The following is a 19330-nucleotide window of genomic DNA, read 5'->3' on the forward strand; positions in this document are numbered from 1 at the left end:
AACCGTCGCCGGTACGCCAGCGACGGGTGAGCTTACGCCGTGCCCTGGCTGTTTTCGGCGAGTTCCTGTGCCTTCAGCGCCTGCACGGTCTGGTGACGATGCCAGTAATAGTTGAGTGTGTACTTAACGTTCTCAATCTCTTTTTTCAGACCCGGTAAGCGGATTTTGCTGCGCTTTTTGCCCTGCGCATTGGGCTGGACATGCTGCACATACAAAATATCTCTGCCGAACTGACGGAGGACGTTGATGTTTTTGACATTATCCCATTCCAGCAGCCCGGTGGACTGTGGCTGCACAATGCCCTGCCAGGTAATGGTCAACTGCGAGCCATCTTTAAGCGTAAAGGGCACATCCGGGAAGTACTTTAAGACCAGCGCCGTTTCTTCTTCACCGGTTGGCTGATAACGCCAGGCCAGGCTCTCTTCATGTTGCGACGTAAAGTCACGCTCATATTTCTGCCAGAGCTGTTGTTCAATCTGATCGGCTACGGGGATCAGATCGACCCAACTGTCTGCCGGTGAGGTCGCGGCGATAGCGGCATAATCTGCATCTTCCACAGAATAGTTAACGTTGCGCATCCTTTCAGACAGCGGGGGATGCGAATCAAACGGATGCGGTATGTTTTGTTCGCGCATCGCGCTGACAAAATCGGAAGAACTAACATGGTGAGGCAGACCGGCTGCGATCGCCTGACTGATGCCAGGTTCATTCTCATACAGCGTTTTATTCTCAAAAAGCTTACGCTCCACCTCATAGCGATAGCTGGCATAGGCTGAGATTTTGATCAGCGATTCGATAATCGCCGACGAGGAAACCAGCGTTGCCGCATTTCGGTCCGCGACAAATTCGCGTTCACGACTGTTGCGCTGCCAGGCCAGTTCAAAAAACAGCCGGTACAGATAGAGCGGATAGAAAACGATAAGCGTTGCCAGATTCTCACTCATCAAATGCGTGTACATATCAAACCGGTGCAGCTTCGGCCCCAGTAGTGCACCCGACGCGGTATCGCCTTCATGCAGGTGCGTCAGTTCATGCACCATCACGCCATCCGCTTGTGCGGTACTGAGCTGACGCAGCAGGGGAATACTGACATACAGTTTTCGGCCCTGCAGCGGCTGATCATTTACGCTCAGCGGGGCTTCTGTCACGTAGAAGTTGGTATCGATTCCGGCAATGATGTGATCCGGTGACGTGGTGCCGACCTTCGCGGCCAGCGCATCAACGCGCGCCCAGAGCGCAGGGGCGGCTTCACGGGTCACCACGTCTCCTTCAATGCTGTCCTCCGGCGGCAGCTTTTTAAAGATGCCTTTGATCATGTAATACATACCGGCTAATACCAGCAGTGCGACCAGCAGCACCAGCTTTGGATAGTATTTTTGCGTGAAAAAGGCGGTGCCCCAGAACGACAGCCATACCAGCATCCCGCCCTGTATCAGCACCTGCAACGAGCACGCCAGCATAAGAAAGGGACGTGCGAGCCTGAGACTGAGTAACTGTCCTTGTCTGCTTTTAAAGGCCAGGGCGCTAAACAGTAAAATCATCAGCAAAATGACGCCGCTGAAAACCATTGTCCACAGGGCGACTTTACCGATGAGATAAAATTGCGACAGCTCAGAACCCGGGCCGCAGACGGCATTTTTATAGTCGAGCAGATCGTCGGCGACAGGGCCACATACGGTAGATGGGGGATTAGCTTGCAGGAAGCGCGTTAATTTCCCCACATTCTGATTTTGCGCACGCGCATCATCGATAAAGATTTGCGTATATTCTTTGTCGAGTTCGTTGCTGCCGTATTTGGCAAACGTCAACGTAATAGCAGGGGTTAAAAACAGCGTGAGCAAAAGCCATAAAAAGACCTTTGCATATCCTTTTTTCAATGCCGTTAATTTATTCACAATAATAAGCTCGCTAACTGTCGGTGAGAGGGACAAGCTGTTTATTATCTGGCGATACTGAAAAGGGTTCCCGACATATAAGGAAAATGGCGTGAGATCCGTCTCAGCAGGCTGCAGCTTTGTTAGTGTTATTGAAAAGCGAAGTTATTATAAGCTAACAATTACATTAAGTCTTCTTAACACAAGCGCTGACAGGTGAAAGACGGGCAGGTAACGCGCAGTGTATTCACGTGAAGGGCTTGCCACAGGATTCATCTCTATATCGATAATGCGGCGCAACAGCCGCATTTTTACAGGCAACGCGATTTTGGGCTGATAATTTACGATTACACCCGACAATTGCGCAGATTATTTAACGCGGCAGCCGGAGCCAGGCCGGCCTGATGTTTATCTGGCTCTCAGTTTCATTTTTACTGGCGCTCCATAAATACCGGCAATTCAGGCACCGGTAATACCGACAACACTTTCAGACGCTGCAACGTCCTGACCTGCGCCCGCTCCAGATGATCTCGCATACAGGCCGCCGCCAGCGCCCAGTTTCGTTTCAGCAAAAACTCATAAACCAGACCGTGTTCATCAAGCATTGCGCTGTCGACGGGAATTTTGAGCAGATCATAAAAAATGCGGGTGACAATAAACGGCGACTGATTTTGCCGCAAAATTTGCATCATCAGCTTATTTCCGGCGGGTTCAAGGCAGCGTATATGCAGATCTTCTTCCAGCGTTTCGAGTTCAGCGGGGTTCAGCTGTTTGCCTCGGGACTTTTGGACGTTATCGAGTCGTTCATTAAGCCAGGCCACACTGAGCCGGTCGCCCGCTTTACGTAATGCCGCAGGTTCCAGGTTCGCTCTGATCTCAAAATGGTCGGCCAGCTCACGCGCAGTTAGCGGCCCTGTCAGCCATTGAGAATAGGGCTCTTTTTCCACCAGTCCTTTGTCACGCAGGCGCATCAGGCTTTCACGTATTACCGCGCGGCTGGTGTTATAGTGTTTCGCGGCGCCCAGTTCATCAACCTGATAGCAGCCAAAGACCATGGCGGTAGAAAGAATACCTTGCAGGTTCTCCAGCACTTTTTCACCCGTACTGCGGGTATCAACCAGTTCATCGCGCTGTTCAAGGCCGAACAGCTCCCGCGTCAGCGCAATGCGGAGAGGCTCCACTTCCTGATTATCACGTGCAACAATAAAGCCTCGCCCTTCAAAGCGGGCAATCCAGCCTTCTTCGTGCAGCATGCTTAACGCGCGCCGGACGGGAACACGACTGGTGCCAAACAGCTGCGCCAGGGGACCTTCCAGTAATACCAGCCCCTCAGGCACGCCATCCTGCTGAAAAACTCTCAGTAAAACCTGCCGGATACTCTCGTAACGCGCAGAACCTGCATCGTCCATGTCAGTCCCATTTACCTTGTTTTGCATTGTGTCATCTTCAGTTCCCCGTCCCGCCAGCCACATTAGCATACCTGACACGACTCCCGATGCCTGCGCTGCGCTGCACTGATGCAGCACTGATATAGTGCACCGCGCCCAATAATGGATCAGTTATAAATTAATACATTTAATGTGGGCGCGCCATTTATTCTGCCATGCCGTAATGAAAATTAAACAACGATAATTAAGCAGTTGAATAAACTCATTTTTTATTTTTAATGATCGACACGATCACAATTATGCAACTTAACAGTGCTTTTTTTGGCACCGTTATTGCTATCTTCAAATGTACATTGAAACGTAATATACATTTAAAGGTGATCGCGTGCAGGCCGAAAACGTTCGTCAGTTATTTATGGCTGGTCAGATTGATGCACTGGGCATCAGTGCACTCTATGCACAACAGCGTCTGTCACCGCTGGCGTTTACCGAGGCCTGCCTGAAGGCGGCAGAAAACGCCCCCTCTGTCTTTATCGCCATAACCGCCGCGCGTGCCCGCGACGAGGCTGAAGCCTCAACCCTGCGCTGGCAGCAGTGCCGCCCGCTGAGTCCGCTGGATGGTATTCCGGTAGCCTGGAAAGATCTGTTCGATATTCAGTCGAGCCAGACCACCGCCGGATCGGCCACGCGAAAAAATGTCCCTGTCGCACAGCAGGACGCGGCGCTGGTGGCCCAGTGCTCGGCTGCAGGCCTGGTGACGCTGGGTAAAACCAATCTCAGTGAGTTTGCCTTCTCCGGCCTGGGATTAAATCCCTATTTTGGCACACCGGGCATCCGTACAAACACGCCGCACCTTTATGCGCCGGGCGGCTCTTCCAGCGGTGCCGGACGGGCAATCGCCGAAGGGCTGGCCTGCATTGCCTTTGGCACCGACACCGGCGGCTCAATACGCATTCCCGCCGCATTCAGCGGCACCATTGGCTATCGCGCCAGCCGCCACCGTTACGCGATGGACGGCGTATATCCTCTGGCGCAGTCGCTGGACACGGTCGGACCGCTTTGCCGAAGCGTGCGTGATGCCATCGCCCTGGATGACATCCTGTGCGGACGGGAAAAGATGCGTTTTCCCGCACCGCATTTTCGTTTCGATGACGCCTTACTGGCCGCGTGTCAGCCCGCGGTACGCGACAACGGTTATCGCCGGTTAGAGCAGCTGACGGCTGCCGGATTTGACGTCGAGCGCGCGCCTCTGGCGGCCTTTAACCAGGCGCTGGCGTGGATTGAAGACAACGGCTGGCCGGGCGGACGTGAGGCCTGGCTGCTGCATCGCGAGCTGTTAGCCTCGCCTGACGCGGAGGTAATGGACCCGCGCGTACGCGACCGACTGCTTGCCGCCAGCCATCAGGACCCGGCGGTTCTCACGACCTTTCTTACCCAGCGTAAACAGTGGCAACAGGCGCTCGCCGCAGAGCTGGATGGCGCGGTGCTGATTACGCCCACCGTCGCCCATACCGCACCGGAACTTGCGCCGTTGATGCGTGACAGCACCTTATTTGCCGACACCAATCTGGCCACGTTGCGGTTAACCATGCCGGGCAGCCTGTTGGACATGCCGGGTATCGCTTTTCCGACCGGAACCGATTCAGACGGGCTGCCTACCAGCCTGCTTTTTTCCCTTCCTGCTGGCGAAGATCGCCGGCTTCTTCATGCTGCCAGCACGGTAGCAGGCACGTTCACAGCAGACACATCTGTCTGCGCTTAACTCCTCCAGAGGAATGAATCATGGCTAAAGAAATTTTGTGTGCATTTGGTGTGGATGTCGATGCGGTGGCGGGCTGGCTGGGCTCGTACGGGGGTGAAGACTCCCCGGACGATATCTCACGCGGCCTGTTTGCCGGCGAAGTAGGCGCACCGCGTCTGCTGAAAATGTTTGCCGAGCACCAGTTACGTACCACCTGGTTTATTCCCGGTCACTCAATTGAAACCTTTCCCGAGCAGATGAAAGCGGTGGTAGATGCGGGTCATGAAATTGGCGTGCACGGTTACAGCCATGAAAACCCCATCGCCATGACGCCTGCGCAGGAAGAGGCCGTGCTGGACCGCAGTATTGAGCTGGTCACCCAGCTGGCTGGCAAACGCCCGACAGGCTACGTTGCGCCCTGGTGGGAGTTCAGCAATGTGACCAATGAACTGTTGCTGAAAAAAGGCATTAAGTACGACCACAGCCTGATGCACAACGACTTTCATCCTTACTACGTTCGCGTTGGCGACAGCTGGACCAAAATTGATTACAGCCAGCATCCCGACAGCTGGATGAAACCGCTGGCGCGCGGTGAAGAGACCGATCTGGTGGAAATTCCCGCCAACTGGTATCTCGACGATCTGCCGCCAATGATGTTTATCAAAAAGTCGCCAAACAGCCACGGCTTCGTTAATCCTCGTCATCTGGAAGAGATCTGGCGCGACCAGTTTGACTGGGTCTACCGCGAAAACGACTACGCCGTGTTTACCATGACTATCCATCCCGACGTTTCAGGCCGCCCGCAGGTTCTGCTGATGCTGGAACGTTTGATCAAGTACATCCAAAGCCACCAGGGTGTGCGATTTGTCACTTTTGACGAAATCGCAGACGACTTCTTAGCGCGCAAACCGCGTTAAGTCTCTTTCCTTTATCTAGCAGAGCGATCGCGACATGAGCATCTACAAAAAAAAATCTGTAAATGGCTGGCAGCCGCAGCAGTTAACCATCAGGGATGTGAAGTTCGCCACATGGATTGCCTTCTTCGCCTGGATTTTTGCCGTCTACGACTTCATCCTTTTCGGCACGCTGCTGCCGGAAATCGGCGGACATTTTGGCTGGAGTGAAGTTGAGCAGTCGGAGATTGCCACCTGGGTGGCCTTTGGCGGGGCGGTAATCGCTCTGGCCATCGGCCCACTGGTTGACAGGCTAGGGCGGCGCATGGGGATTGTGATCACGGTCGGAGGCGCCGCGCTGTGCTCGCTGCTGACCGCGATAGGCGGTTTATGGGGCAAGGGTGCGCTAACCGCCATCCGTTCCGTGGCCGGTCTGGGTTACGCAGAGCAGACGGTAAACGCGACCTATCTGTCAGAGCTGTACAGCGCACTGGACGATCCCAAGCTCAATAAACGCAAGGGCTTCGTTTACAGCCTGGTGCAGGGCGGCTGGCCCGTGGGTGCGCTGGTCGCGTCAGCGCTGACCGCCATTCTGTTGCCGATCATTGGCTGGCAGGGCAGCTTCATCTTTGCCGCCTGTCCCTCGTTAGTCATCGCATTGCTGGCGCTCCGGCTCAAAGAAACGCCACAGTTTGAAGTGCAGAAAAAAATCAAAACGTTGCGCGAGCAGGGTAATGATAAAGATGCGCGTCAGGTGGCCGCGGATTATTTAGTGCCTTATGAGGATCAGCCTAAGTCAGGTTTTGCCTCGGCGTTTCGGGGAACGGCGCTGCGTTCTACGCTCGTGCTGGGCATTGCTATCCTGCTGAACTGGTTCGCGATTCAGATCTTCAGCGTTCTGGGCACCACGGTGATTACCAAAACCCATGCCGTGTCATTTAATAACTCGCTGCTGATCCTGATTCTCTCGAACCTGGTGGGCTACTGCGGTTATTTAGCACACGGCTGGCTCGGTGATCGCATTGGTCGCCGCAACACGATCGCCGGAGGCTGGATGCTGGGCGGTATTGCCTTTGCCGCCATGCTGTTCTGTCCGGACAACTTTGCCATCATCGTGGCCCTGTACAGCGTAGGGCTGTTCTTCCTGATCGGTCCCTATGCTGCGGCCCTGTTTTTTATCAGTGAAAGCTTCCCGACGGCCATCCGCGCCACCGCTGGTGCACTGATCATGGCGATGGGTCCCGTGGGCGCTATCGTGGCCGGTGTCGGCACCACCTCGGTGTTGAGCCAGGGCGGACACTGGCAGGAAGCCGCGCTGTGGTTCGGCGCAGTGCCGTGTTTCGTCTCGGGCATTATTATTCTGTTTGCCCGCCCGGTGACGCAACGGGATAGCCAGGTCGCTACCGCTTCTACCCAGCCTCAGGCTTAAGGACAGCACATGCAGAATGATAAGGGAACACCGGTTGCCGCCATCAGCGGCGCGGCCAGCGGCATTGGTCTGGCGCTGGCAACGCTGTACGCGCAACGCGGCGTGCGGGTGATTGCGGGTTACTACCCGCAGGACCCTCACGATCCGGCGCTGGCGTCCGCGCAGGTTGAAGCGGCGGGCGGCGATGCGCTCTGGCTGCCGCTCAATGTCGCTTCAACCGCCTCAGTCGATGCGTTTATCACCCAGGGTGTGCAGCACTTTGGTCGGCTTGACTACGTGGTCGCCAACGCCGGTATTCTGCGCCGCGCAGGGATCGATGAGATGAGCGATGCGCGCTGGGATGAGATGCTGAATGTCGATCTGACAGGCGTGATGCGGCTGTTCCGCGCCGCCGCCGCGCATCTTCAGACCGGGGCCAGCCTGGTTGCCGTGTCATCGATTGCGGGCGGGGTTTATGGCTGGCAGGAACATGCGCACTACGCCGCCGCCAAAGCTGCCGTGCCGGGCATTTGCCGGTCACTGGCCGTCGAACTGGCACCGCGCGGCGTGCGCTGTAACGCAATCATCCCCGGCCTGATCGAAACGCCGCAGTCGCTGGATAAACAAAATTCGCTTGGCCCGGAAGGGCTGGCGAAGGCGGCTCGCGCGATTCCGCTGGGACGGGTTGGTCGGGCCGAGGAGGTGGCAAAGACGATTGCGTTTCTGACCAGCGAAGAAAGCAGTTATCTCACCGGGCAAAGTCTGATTGTCGATGGCGGCCTGACTGTTCGCTGGCCTGATTAAGGAGAGAGTATGCAGTTAGCAAACAAACGCTGTGTGATCAGTGGCGCGGCCAGCGGAATCGGGGCCGCCATTGCCACGCTGTTTGCCAGGGAGGGCGCGCAGCTGATACTGACTGATCGCGACGGCGACAAACTGGAGGCGATGGTCGCGCGCTGTGGCGCGCTGAACGCACCGTGCTTTGGCGTGGTGGCCGATGTCGGTGAGGTGGACGGGGCGACGGCGGGCGTGGATGCCTGCCTCGAACGCTTCGGCGGGATTGATATTCTGGTTAACAATGCCGGGATGCTGACGCAGGCCCGCTGCACCGACATCACGCTGGCGATGTGGGAGCAGATGATGGCGGTCGATCTGCGCAGCGTCTTTCTGGCAACTCAGCGGGCGCTGCCTTCGATGCTGGCGCAGCGCTGGGGAAGGGTAATCAACATTGCGTCACAGTTGGGCATCAAAGGCGGTGCCGAACTGAGCCATTACGCCGCCGCGAAGGCGGGCGTAATCGGCTTTACCAAATCGCTGGCGCTGGAGGTCTCTTCAGACAATGTGCTGGTGAACGCGATTGCGCCGGGACCGATCGAAACCCCGCTGATTGACGGCATCAATCAGGCGTGGAAAACCGCCAAGGCCGCTGAGCTGCCGCTGGGGCGTTTTGGGCGGGCAGAAGAGGTGGCACCGGTCGCGCTGCTACTCGCCAGCGAGCCGGGCGGCAATCTGTTTGTCGGTCAGACGCTGGGGCCTAATTCCGGCGATGTTATGCCATAGGGAGCTGGTTATGTGTGGAATGTGTGGATTACTGGATAACGGCCCGCAGTGGAGCGACGCGCTGGAAAACGACTTGCCCCAGCGCCAGCTGCGTCTGAAGCAACTGGCGTTGCTTAACCGGGCACTCAAACCCTGGCGCCTGAGCTTAACGGGATTTCACACCAGTTGGGTGCTGTCCAGCCCGACCGGGCAGCAGGTCATGGTCAGCTCGCTGGACCTGCTGTGGAAAGAAGCGGAGAAGATGACAAAACGCACTCTTGATCCGCTGGATGAAACCTGGCTGGCGGCGCTCTGATGGCCCAAAAAGGAGCGGCTATGCAACATGAAAAACTGCCGCTGCATATCCTGAGCGGTTTCCTGGGCAGTGGGAAAACCACGTTGCTGAAAGGCTGGCTGACGCATCAAAATCTCAACGATGTGGCGCTGCTGGTTAACGAGTTTGGTGAAGTTGGCATCGATCACCATCTGTTGAATGAAGTGGCACCGGATACGGTGCTGTTACCCAGCGGCTGCGTGTGCTGCCAGATTCGCAGTGAACTGAAAACGGCCCTGCTGGATCTGTATGAACGCCGTATCCGCGGCGAACTGCCGCCGTTTAGCCAGGTGATTCTCGAAACCACCGGTCTGGCCGATCCCGCGCCCATTCTGTCGACGTTACTGCACGATGCGCAACTCAAGCACCATTTCAGTCAGGGAACGCTGGTCACGTTGGTGGATGCCGAGCACGCTCGCCTGCAGTCGGCCCATCAGCCGGAATGGTTAGCCCAGGTCAGTGCGGCCGATAAACTGTTGCTCAGCAAACGCGATCGTATTGATCACCACGAGATGATGGCGCTGCAGAGCTGGCTTGCCGGTTTAAACCCCATGGCGGAACTGAGTGACACAGCGCAGGCGCTAGCCGAACCTGAGGCGTTATTTGCGCTGCGCCTGACAAAAGGCACGCACGCGCAGCGGTTTCGCTGGCTCGGTGCCGTGGGCAGCGCCGCGTACAGTCTGACCGGACAGGCGACGCATCATCACCCTCTGACACAAACCTGCGTGATCACGCTGGAAGACGAACTGAACTGGCCGGCGTTTGCTATCTGGCTGTCAATGCTGTTACATAGCCATGGACAATCGGTACTAAGAATGAAGGGCATCTTACGCTTCAGCGGCAGCAGTGCGCCGGTGGTGATCCACGGGGTTCAGCATACGTTACATCCGCCGGTACACATGAATGACTGGCCGGGGGATTTAGAAACATCGAAGCTGGTTTTTATTCTGCGCGGACTCGACGCAGAACGGCTGAAACAAGGGTTTAACCGCTTCCAGCAGGCGTTAAAGGATAAGTAAAACGATGAACTCTGCAGCCAAAGTCAACGATCAACTGACATTACGCGTACTCGGCACCTCCGTCACGCTGCTGGAAATGCTGCGCGTCAGGGCCGAAAAAGATCTGGGCATTCGTATCGAATACCTGCTGCACAGCGTGGAAGATGCGCAACGCATTGCCGTCATGCAGCCGGAGAGTTATGACCTGTACGATCAGTGGTTTCACAACATCGATTTTGTCTGGCCTGCCCGGGCCATCCAGCCGCTGGAAATCAAACGTCTCAAATACTGGGATGAAATTACCCCGCTGGCGAAAACCGGCAGGTTACGTCCGGATCTGCCGCTGGCCGACGGCAGCGTGCCTTCTGAACGGCTGTATGTGCAGCGCGATATGCATCTGGGCAGCCATGCCAGCGATCACATCAGTATGCTGCCGCTCACGCACAATGCAGACAGCTTTGCTTATCACGCCGACCGACTGCCCGCGGCGTTGCAGCAGCAGGAGGAGAGCTGGGGCTGGCTCCTGCATCCTTCGCTGACGGGGCAGGTGGCTTTACAGGAAGATGCGGCAATGGGCGGCATTGATGCCGCGCTTGCCATGCAGGGCGCTGGCCTGGCGCGTTTTGCCAACCCAGGTAATCTTACGCTTGAAGAGATTGATCTGCTGACTCAGCAACTGGCGCGCCTTAATCGCAATGGGCATTTCGCGGCATTCTGGGCCTCGCAGGACGAGGCATGCGACCTTATCGCCAACCAGCAGGTGGAAGTGCAGAGCCTCTGGGCGCCCATCTATTTCCGTCATCATTTTCATCAGCGCGGCTATAAAATGGCACGCCCGCGAGAAGGTTATCGCGCCTGGTATGGCGGCATGTCGCTTTCGCGCTGCGCGACCGGCAAAATCAAAGACGCGGCCTATGACTATTTAAACTGGTGGCAATCCGGCTGGCCGGGCGCTGTCATGGCGCGACAGGGTTACTATATTTCCAACGCGGCGCGCAGCCGGGCGCATTTGTCTGCGGCAGAATGGGACTTCTGGTATGGCGGTCAGCCGGCAAGCGAGGTGCTGCTGGATGCCTGGGGCGCACCGTTGATTCCGCAAGGTGAGGTGCGTGACGGAGGAAGCTACGAACAGCGCATGAGCCATATTGCCGTGTGGAACGCCGTGATGGATGAACACAACTATCTGACGCGTCGCTGGCAGGATTTTTTGCGCGCCAGTTGATGGACAAGGGCAGGCCAGAACGCTTAAATGCGCTTCTGGCCCAATCAAAAAGGAAGATGACATGCGCACTCGTCGTTCGGCCCGATTACTGATCCTCAATGCTTCCCATGCCGTTTTGCTGTTTCGTTTCGTGCATAAACAGAAACAGGATGCGCTGGCAGGCAATGCCTACTGGGCAACGCCCGGCGGTGGCGTAGAGGAGGGCGAATCCTTCGAGCAGGCAGCGGTCAGAGAGCTTTATGAAGAAACCGGTATACGTCAGGAGAATGTTGGTCCGTCCGTGGGTGAGCGCAAATTTGAGATGACGCTGCCCTCAGGTGAATGTGTTCTGGCACACGAGCGTTTTTATGTTGTCACTGTCTCGGGTGACGAGATTAACACGCAGGGCTGGAGTGAAAATGAGAAGTCAGTTATTGCCAGCGCACGTTGGTGGACCATCAAGGCACTCAGTGAAACAGCCGACACGATTTATCCTGCCAATATCCTGCGTCTGCTACCCTGAAACAGACCTGAATAAAATGAGAACGGTTGTATAAAATATATTCAAAATAACCGTCATCGCCGCGCGGTTTGTATTAGGAAGAGCAGGGCGTGGTGATGGCAGCATCGAATTAACTTCGTTGAATACATAAATTATATTTCATATTTAATTAAAGCTTCCTGTCTGCTCGCCGATAGTCATTCCACATACAATAATAGATTGATTGAGAATGATGATAAAAAGGAATTATTCACTGTTGGCAATGGCGCTGTTATTAAGTGGATGTGCGTCAAAACCGCTCCCGCCGACCAGTAAACTGGTTCAATCAGAAACGATTACCTCCGCCAACAGTTCTCAAATAACGATTGAGGCCTGGAATGAGCTGGAAACCGACTTTAATCGACCAACCGATAATCAGTTGCGATACGTGACGCAAGGTGATACTTCAAAAGTCGTCGCACTTAAAACATTACAGTTCGTCACCATGATGTTTACGACCGGTGGACAGGCGACAGGCTTTACAAAATCTGATCTCAAAGGCACTGAAGTGAAAGGACTGGCTAATCCATCAGTCGCTTATCTGATGCCGAGAGTCAGTGAGATTCTTAAGACAGAAATGGATAAACATCCTGCCAAAAAATACCCGGACGCAGTGAAAATTAGCCCGTATACATGGAAGCTGATTTATAAAAACCTTGCCGGTGGCGATGATAACTATGAGCTTATCATGACGACAGCCTTATCCCGCGCAACACAAGATAAAGATGGCAAGTCACTTTATACCAGTATTGTGTGCGGCAGTACGGCCAGCACGCCGCAATATACGTTGCCGCAATGGCGGGCGAATAGTTATGCCAAAGTGACTGAAGTCACGCAGCAAATATTAGATGACTGTATAACGCAGTTCACCAACAAATCGCCTTCCTATCTGCTTTAAATTAGTTAATTGGGTCTGCCTGAATTACCGTATTGTCAGGCTGCGGGGGAAACCGTCGCCGACGTTCATTAGGCAGATCCTTATTCTAAAATAATTGCGCTCTGTTATCGCTACATTAAAACTATAACGGGGCGTTAAAGCATCGCGCCTTAATTATGTTAAATTAAGTGCTATTTGATGCGCGACTTTTTGCATTAATAAATAATCTGTTTAATGCTGGTTCTCTTTACGCCTGCCCATTGAGGTGAAAGTGAACTTACTCAAGATCGACCACGTGCACATTTATGTGCATGACCTGGATAAGGCAGAACACTGGTATCAGCAGGTACTGGGGTTTTCGCGCGATGAAACATTACTGTTCTGGTTTTCGCAAGGCGGTCCGCTGGTCCTGAAAAATAACGATGCCGCAATTTCGCTGTTTTTAAGAACGCATCAGTCGCCAGGTCATACCGTGGCATTTAGCCTGGATGCATCGTCTTTCAGTCAGTTACTGCACGTCCTGGTCACGCAATCAATACCTTACACCATCAGCGATCATCGGGTGTCGATGTCCGTCTATTTTTCCGATCCCGATGGAAATCAGATTGAGCTGACGTCTTATCAGTACAAGGAAGCGCGGGAAAATCTGGCGATGTTCGAGCAGAGCCTGCTGCAGGCTTAAACAAAACTGAGATGAAGTCGTTAACCGGCTCTGGTCAAAACTGTCTAATCAGGATAAAGAAGAAAAGGGCAGCGCTGTTCTTCATTGCATGCCCTGGCGGTGTAAGCTGCCAACGCATCACATCTCAACCTCAGGCACGACTGAAGATGAATGAGGGAATTGTGATTACCGACGGGCTGATTTTTTCCCGAAAATGATCTGTTTGTCGACACCAGACAGCCAAAATTTCGTGATCGATTTGGGTGAATTCTGTGGGGAATGCGGCACCCGAGTACGCTAACTTTCACGTAGCAGCGTCAGTTTTTATGACCCTGTCAAAGCCCACCATATTAAAGTGCACATAATGTCGACGCATTATGTTGAAAAGGCCGCTGCGAAAATATCTCCCGCAGCGGCCTCTTTAGCATAATGTCATTGTGCGAACCAATTTATATTGAGACGAAAAATTCCTCTTCGTTCCTTCTCTTATAATTGTCATCCCAGATGAGTTTTAATCTGTATTTACTTTTACTTTCAAAACTCATGCAGGCAATTATTTCGATTCCATGTTGTGGGTGCACATCTCTTTCATCCCTTTTTTTGCATAGAAATTTTAGCCGCTAAAATTCTTCACATCGCCGCGAAGCGGTTCGGGGTTCTGTGACACCCGAACTTTGGTATGGATTCCCATACTACCGATGATGCATTGTCATGATTTCCCGCTCGACTCGTGCTCTCTCGGTAAGCTCTTCGTAGAATCATCATCGATAGTAGCCAGTTGACGACCAGTGTCAACGAATCACGGCACATTCCATCTACATGCGCATTGGTGCGCATAATGTATATTATGTTAAATAAGATATCTAATTACGTACTCAGATGGCTCCCCGACATCACTGGCTCCTCACCTGCGCACTTTTATGTCTTGAAGTGCATTCCTAATCGATCGCGCTACGCGAAAACTGGCGCATAATCCCCCTGCGAGTTATTCAGAATTCACGTAGCGTTGTCGGTTTGAGTCTGGCCATTGCCACGTTTTTTCACAGTAACCTCGCTACGTTTGCCCGTCATGCGCTTTGTTGGTTCAGTCCGATCTGTTTTCACTGCCGCTCGTTACCGTGAAAAATGGCTTGCGGCTAACAGCCTGTTGCCAGGCCATGCTCAGTTCCAACCCGGATAACGTCATTCTCGATTAAGCCCCAAACCAACATCAGGCTGAGTGCGGTTGCCTCGGCGTCGGCAAGTTTGTCAGGAAAAATTCTCCAGCACCGACATAAATGAGTGACGGTCGCCCTGACCTGCCGTTAAGCGGACGCGGCTTTCAATGTCCGACAGATGATGTTCCATCAAATGCTGAGCCTGTTTAAGGTCGTTATCCTTCAGTGCCTGAACAATCATGCGGTGATGGTCAGCACCACAATCGTCACTGTGCTTTTCTTCATATAACGCCATCACCAACGATAACCGTGCCACAACTTTCGACAACATCTCGGTTAGTACGGGATTGCCGGCCAACTCCGCCAAAACAAGATGGAACTTACCGGATAAAACGGTTTTGGATTTCTCATCGCCATGCTGATGGATGTGCTCTTCTTCATCGGTTAACGCCGTCAGCGCATCCAGTTGGGCTGGCGTGGCTCGCCGTAAAACCATTTCGAGCAGCAGCCCTTCGATTTTACGCCGCGCTTCAAACAGGCTTTTTGCTTCTTCAATGCCCGGCTCGGCAACAAAGGTGCCCCGGTTGCGCTTACGCTCCAGAAGGTGATCGCTTTCTAAAACGCCTAAAGCACCGCGAACCACAGTCCGGCTGACGCCAAAATGCTCGGCTATGGCTTCTTCCAGAATTTTGCTTCCCGGTTTGAGTGCGCCTTCGCCAATGGCCGCCGCCAGGGTGGCACGGATGCGCTCAGAAACATCGTCATGACCTTCTCCACCTGTCAACGCTGTGCCAGAAACTGCCGCACCTGCCCGACTGCGCGTTTTTTTCATCTCTTGTTCCTTGTCAGGCAATAGCAGGCATCAAGCCGCTATCGCACTTGTTGAAAACCGGATTGTACTATCTCTGTAATAATTTCGCTGCGCAAACCTTAGCTAAGCACAATATTCAGTCGGGCACATACGGCACGGATATGCTCAGAGGATTGTTGAATAAAGCCAATCGCCTGCTCAAAACCGTAGGACTGATACTGATAGCTGGGATAGCCGTAGTTCGCTGTTTCGTAAAACTCAAAGTCAGCCACTTCACCTGCCATGACCCGTTTTTCATACGCATTGAGCATCGCGAAGTACGCCTCAAGTTCTTCTGGCGTCAGGTCCGGATGACCTGCCCGCCAGACAGGATCGTCAATCTGGATGCATTGACGTGGGTTTGCATCACGACGCTGATCGTCTGACGATCGGGCTATTTCCAGCGAGAGGTTTAGCTGGGGATTCACTTCCGCCAGTAAGGTAAGAATGGCGGTGAAATCCACTATCCCCGTGCCGCATGGGCGCGGCTGGAAATCAAGCCCGCCTTCCGCCCGACCAATATAGGCATCTTTAATGTGCGTCTGACGAATCCAGGGCGCAAGGCGGCGCGTTGCCCAGACCGGATGTTCCCCACGCTGCAACATGTTGGCGGTATCAAGCACCACGCCCAGACAATCTTCCCCGACCGCTTCAATCAGACGTAGAATCTCAAATGAGGTGATCTCATCATGGGTTTCTATGTTCATGTGTACGCCATTAGCGCGTGCCACCGGCGCCAGTTTGCGCAGCACTTTTTCTGTGGCGCTAAGCTGCTCATCCCAGGTGACATCTGTACGAAAGCGATCGACCGCCAGCCGACCGCGATAAGCCGGTTTGAAATTGCCAGGTGACACCCAAAGCTCTCGGCAGCCAATTTCTGCCCCCGATTCAATCATCCGCGTTAACCCTGCGATGATATCGCCGTCGCCAATGTCACGTAATTCGGGTGATTCAGCGCTGCAATAGGGATTAATTTTGCCTAATCCACTTTCGAGGTAAAGACCTAAATCATCAGCCTTTTGCCGGATGTCACGCAGTTCAGCGATATCAAGCTGTGGGCTCATATCCAGTAGCGTGCTGAAAAAAATGCCACTCAGCCGCAGATCCTTCACATGATCCAGGCTGGCGAGTGGACCTCGTTTTTTTGCCTCCGGCAGCTTTAACCCATCAATTCCCAATCTCATAGACGAACCCTTTAGATGTCATTGTAGGCTGTTGCGTGCAAGCCTCATGCCACTCAAGGAACAGCTATGGCTAACTCTCTGATGCAAATAACTAAAAAGTAAATTAAAAACATTCGCATATTTTTGCGAATTATTTACCGATTAATTCTGTACGGAATTACTCTTCTCTCAATCCCTTGCACAACCTGCATTCTCGCGCGATTAACGCCTTTGCCGTTAACAAGCCCTGCTGCGGCAGTGGCATAAAATGACATCAGGCTGCACCAAATTAAGGAAGTTTCGCACTAAAAAAGTGAATGCTGATCGATTATGTATGAATAAAAATTGAATCAAAGATATTCGCAAATACATACGAATAAATTAATGAAAATAATTTACATTAATAATCAACGTATTGTGCTTTTTCGCTTCGCCCTGTATTTCAGGCTGGCACGCCACTTGCAAAATTCCCCGCATCGACTTGATCGTTCCATTAAACGATGCCGTACCAGGGAAGCACTATGTCAACTATGCCTAAAACATCAGAACGTAAACGTCTTAGCGTTCATGGACTTACCCACAGTTACGGCAGCAGTAATGCTATCAGTGATATTTCGTTCACCATTGAGCCGGGTGAAATTGTGGCGCTGCTTGGGCCGAGCGGGTGCGGTAAATCGACCGTCTTGCGCGCCATTGCCGGACTGATTCAGCCCAAGGCAGGCAAAATCGTGTTAGGTCATCAGGACCTTGCGCAAATGTCAGCGCGCTCCCGTGGTATTGGTATGGTGTTTCAGAACTACGCCTTATTCCCGCATCTGACCGTGGCTGAGAACATCGCCTATCCCTTGTCCTGTCAGCAGATGTCGCGCGCTGAGCGCAAAGCGCGTGTGAAAGAGATGCTGACGCTGGTGCGGCTGGAAGAGTACGGCAATCGCCTGCCGCGCGAATTATCGGGCGGACAGCAGCAGCGTGTTGCTGTTGCCCGTGCCATTGCCGGCCGCCCTTCTTTATTATTGCTTGATGAACCCTTTGGTGCGCTCGACCGCGCCCTGCGGTTTGATCTCCAGGTTGAGTTACTGCACCTGCAAAAAACGTTGGGTATCACCACGCTGATCGTCACGCATGATCAAGAGGAAGCCCAGAGCCTGGCGAACCGGTTGGTGCTCATGAACAAGGGGAATGTCGAGCAGATTGATACGCCGATGGCGGTCTATGACCAGCCCAGCACGCTGTTTGTTAACACCTTTATCGGTCAAACCAACCAATTGCCGGGCACGGTGTTGCGCTTTGACAACGATACCACCTTAATTGGCCTGCCTGACGATATGACGCTGCGGTTGCCCAGGCGACTCAACTTTATTCTGGGCGCTAAGGTCATCATCACCTGCCGACCAGAAGACATCACCCTGATGCCGCACCCCAACGAAAACACGCAGCCGGTTACGCTGAGCGTGTCAGTTCCTTTGGGCCCGACGTTGCTCCACGAGATGACGCTTCCCTGTGGTGGCAGCCTGCGCGCGTCTGAAGTGCGTGGTGCCGGTACCCCGCTTCTTCGCCCCGGCGCGCAGTTGTTCGCCGAGATCAATACCACACGCTGCCATGCCTTTCCGGCAGAACCGCAATCCTAAGCGCATAAGAAGGAAAAACTATGAAAGACGTTAACATCAGTCGTCGTCGGTTCGGTCAACTGATTGCCGGAGCGACGGCAGCCTCACTGCTGCCGCTTTCGTTACGGGCATTGGCAGCCAATACGCAATCAGCCGTGGTAGCCACCTTCCCTGGCAACTGGGAGGACGCTTATCGCACGGTATTAACACCGATGCTGCAGAAAGAAGGCATTGGCCTGACGATTGCGCCAGCGATGGCCCAGGACCAGCTCGCGAAAGTGATGGCCAGCCCTGGCAATCCGCCCTATGACGCACTGCTGATGTCTCCGGGGCAAACTGACGTTGCCCTGCAAAATAATTTGATTGAAAAAATCGATCCTTCACGACTGAAAAACTGGCACCTGCTCGATAAAAGTTTTCAGGGAGAATACGGGCCGACGGTGACCGTGGAAGTCAACGGCATTGCCTACAATCCCGATATGGTACCGAGGCCGGATGGCTATGCCGATCTGTTTGAGAATCCCAGGTTTAAAGGGCTGGTCTCCTGGACAGGGTTTGGCTCTAACACCGCCGTCATGGCCTATACCGAAATTGCCAAAATATACGGCAAAGGGCCAGATGATATGGATGCCGTGTTTCAACTCTTCCAGAAACATCCTGAGCAGCTAAAGAGCATCGTCGACAGCACCAATCACCAGATGACGCTGTTCCAGCAAGGTGAAATTGCGGTATTCATGTGCAGCACCAGTAACGTCGCGCGTCTGAAGAGCCTGGGCATGAATGCCGAATTTGTGCATCCTAAAACCGGCACACCGGCGGCACCGGTCAACATTCACCTGACCAAAGGCAGTAAAAACACAGGGGCGGTTTATGCCTATATGGATGCCGCTATCTCACAGGCCGCTCAGGATCAGTTCAAGCTACCGCCAGCAGAAATGTTTCCCACCAACAACAATGTGGCGCTGACGCCTGCCATCTCGGCCTACGTTACTCGCCAGGACCTGCCTTCGCTGGTTTATCCCGACTGGGCCGCGATCAACAAAAATCGCGATGCCTGGATACGCAAATTCGATACGATTGTTGCTGGATAAGGTGGCG

The 19330-nt window shown here is 53.8% G+C and carries 17 protein-coding genes; 13 read left to right on the forward strand and 4 right to left on the reverse strand.

The genetic code is table 11. From position 1 onward, the window contains the following. Window positions 1-32: 32 nt before the first annotated feature. Window positions 33-1931 (reverse strand): M48 family metallopeptidase, encoded by a 1899-nt coding sequence (locus tag FBY13_RS00670; protein ID WP_145393209.1) that lies wholly within the window; start codon window positions 1929-1931, stop codon window positions 33-35. Between the two features lie 374 nt (window positions 1932-2305). Then, window positions 2306-3352 (reverse strand): GntR family transcriptional regulator, encoded by a 1047-nt coding sequence (locus FBY13_RS00675; RefSeq protein ID WP_145393210.1) that lies wholly within the window; start codon window positions 3350-3352, stop codon window positions 2306-2308. A gap of 295 nt (window positions 3353-3647) precedes the next feature. Here FBY13_RS00675 and FBY13_RS00680 point away from each other — a divergent pair, with 295 nt between their 5' ends. The 11 genes from FBY13_RS00680 to FBY13_RS00730 all read left to right on the forward strand — a co-directional run bounded on the left by FBY13_RS00680 (window position 3648) and on the right by FBY13_RS00730 (window position 13476). After that, window positions 3648-5024, forward strand: coding sequence for an amidase family protein (locus tag FBY13_RS00680; protein WP_145393211.1), 1377 nt, complete (start codon window positions 3648-3650; stop codon window positions 5022-5024). Window positions 5025-5044: 20 nt separating this feature from the next. After that, a complete protein-coding gene (locus FBY13_RS00685; protein ID WP_063879658.1) occupies window positions 5045-5920 on the forward strand; it encodes a polysaccharide deacetylase in 876 nt (291 codons plus the stop codon). 34 nt (window positions 5921-5954) lie between these two features. Beyond that, a complete protein-coding gene (locus tag FBY13_RS00690; protein ID WP_063879657.1) occupies window positions 5955-7325 on the forward strand; it encodes an MFS transporter in 1371 nt (456 codons plus the stop codon). A gap of 9 nt (window positions 7326-7334) precedes the next feature. After that, window positions 7335-8108, forward strand: a complete 774-nt coding sequence (locus tag FBY13_RS00695; RefSeq protein WP_145393212.1) for an SDR family NAD(P)-dependent oxidoreductase — start codon at window positions 7335-7337, stop codon at window positions 8106-8108. A 9-nt stretch (window positions 8109-8117) separates the two neighbouring features. Continuing rightward, the gene (locus FBY13_RS00700; RefSeq protein ID WP_063879655.1) at window positions 8118-8864 is read left to right on the forward strand and encodes an SDR family NAD(P)-dependent oxidoreductase; all 747 of its coding nucleotides are present in this window, start codon (window positions 8118-8120) and stop codon (window positions 8862-8864) included. Between the two features lie 10 nt (window positions 8865-8874). Then, on the forward strand, window positions 8875-9159 hold the full coding sequence (locus FBY13_RS00705; RefSeq protein WP_063879654.1) for a hypothetical protein: 285 nt from the start codon (window positions 8875-8877) through the stop codon (window positions 9157-9159). Between the two features lie 20 nt (window positions 9160-9179). After that, window positions 9180-10196, forward strand: coding sequence for a GTP-binding protein (locus FBY13_RS00710; RefSeq protein WP_145393213.1), 1017 nt, complete (start codon window positions 9180-9182; stop codon window positions 10194-10196). A gap of 4 nt (window positions 10197-10200) precedes the next feature. Continuing rightward, complete coding sequence (locus tag FBY13_RS00715; protein ID WP_145393214.1) at window positions 10201-11397, forward strand: PotD/PotF family extracellular solute-binding protein; 1197 nt, start codon at window positions 10201-10203, stop codon at window positions 11395-11397. A 61-nt stretch (window positions 11398-11458) separates the two neighbouring features. Further along, window positions 11459-11899: an NUDIX hydrolase gene (locus tag FBY13_RS00720; RefSeq protein WP_145393215.1), complete on the forward strand. Its 441-nt coding sequence runs from the start codon at window positions 11459-11461 to the stop codon at window positions 11897-11899. A gap of 241 nt (window positions 11900-12140) precedes the next feature. Continuing rightward, a complete protein-coding gene (locus FBY13_RS00725) occupies window positions 12141-12815 on the forward strand; it encodes a hypothetical protein (RefSeq protein ID WP_254353882.1) in 675 nt (224 codons plus the stop codon). A 250-nt stretch (window positions 12816-13065) separates the two neighbouring features. After that, the gene (locus tag FBY13_RS00730; protein WP_145393217.1) at window positions 13066-13476 is read left to right on the forward strand and encodes a VOC family protein; all 411 of its coding nucleotides are present in this window, start codon (window positions 13066-13068) and stop codon (window positions 13474-13476) included. Between the two features lie 1227 nt (window positions 13477-14703). Here FBY13_RS00730 and FBY13_RS00740 read toward each other — a convergent pair. Together FBY13_RS00740 and FBY13_RS00745 are read right to left on the reverse strand one after the other, a co-directional pair. Continuing rightward, a complete protein-coding gene (locus FBY13_RS00740; RefSeq protein ID WP_063879649.1) occupies window positions 14704-15444 on the reverse strand; it encodes a GntR family transcriptional regulator in 741 nt (246 codons plus the stop codon). 98 nt (window positions 15445-15542) lie between these two features. Continuing rightward, the gene (locus tag FBY13_RS00745; RefSeq protein WP_145393219.1) at window positions 15543-16646 is read right to left on the reverse strand and encodes a sugar phosphate isomerase/epimerase; all 1104 of its coding nucleotides are present in this window, start codon (window positions 16644-16646) and stop codon (window positions 15543-15545) included. A 500-nt stretch (window positions 16647-17146) separates the two neighbouring features. Here FBY13_RS00745 and FBY13_RS00750 point away from each other — a divergent pair, with 500 nt between their 5' ends. Continuing rightward, window positions 17147-18253: an ABC transporter ATP-binding protein gene (locus tag FBY13_RS00750; protein ID WP_145393220.1), complete on the forward strand. Its 1107-nt coding sequence runs from the start codon at window positions 17147-17149 to the stop codon at window positions 18251-18253. Between the two features lie 20 nt (window positions 18254-18273). After that, complete coding sequence (locus FBY13_RS00755) at window positions 18274-19323, forward strand: PotD/PotF family extracellular solute-binding protein (RefSeq protein ID WP_145393221.1); 1050 nt, start codon at window positions 18274-18276, stop codon at window positions 19321-19323. The last annotated feature ends 7 nt before the right edge of the window (window positions 19324-19330 follow it).

The sequence above is a fragment of the Pantoea sp. SJZ147 genome (genome assembly GCF_007828605.1).
GTDB classification, from domain to species: domain Bacteria; phylum Pseudomonadota; class Gammaproteobacteria; order Enterobacterales; family Enterobacteriaceae; genus Pantoea; species Pantoea allii.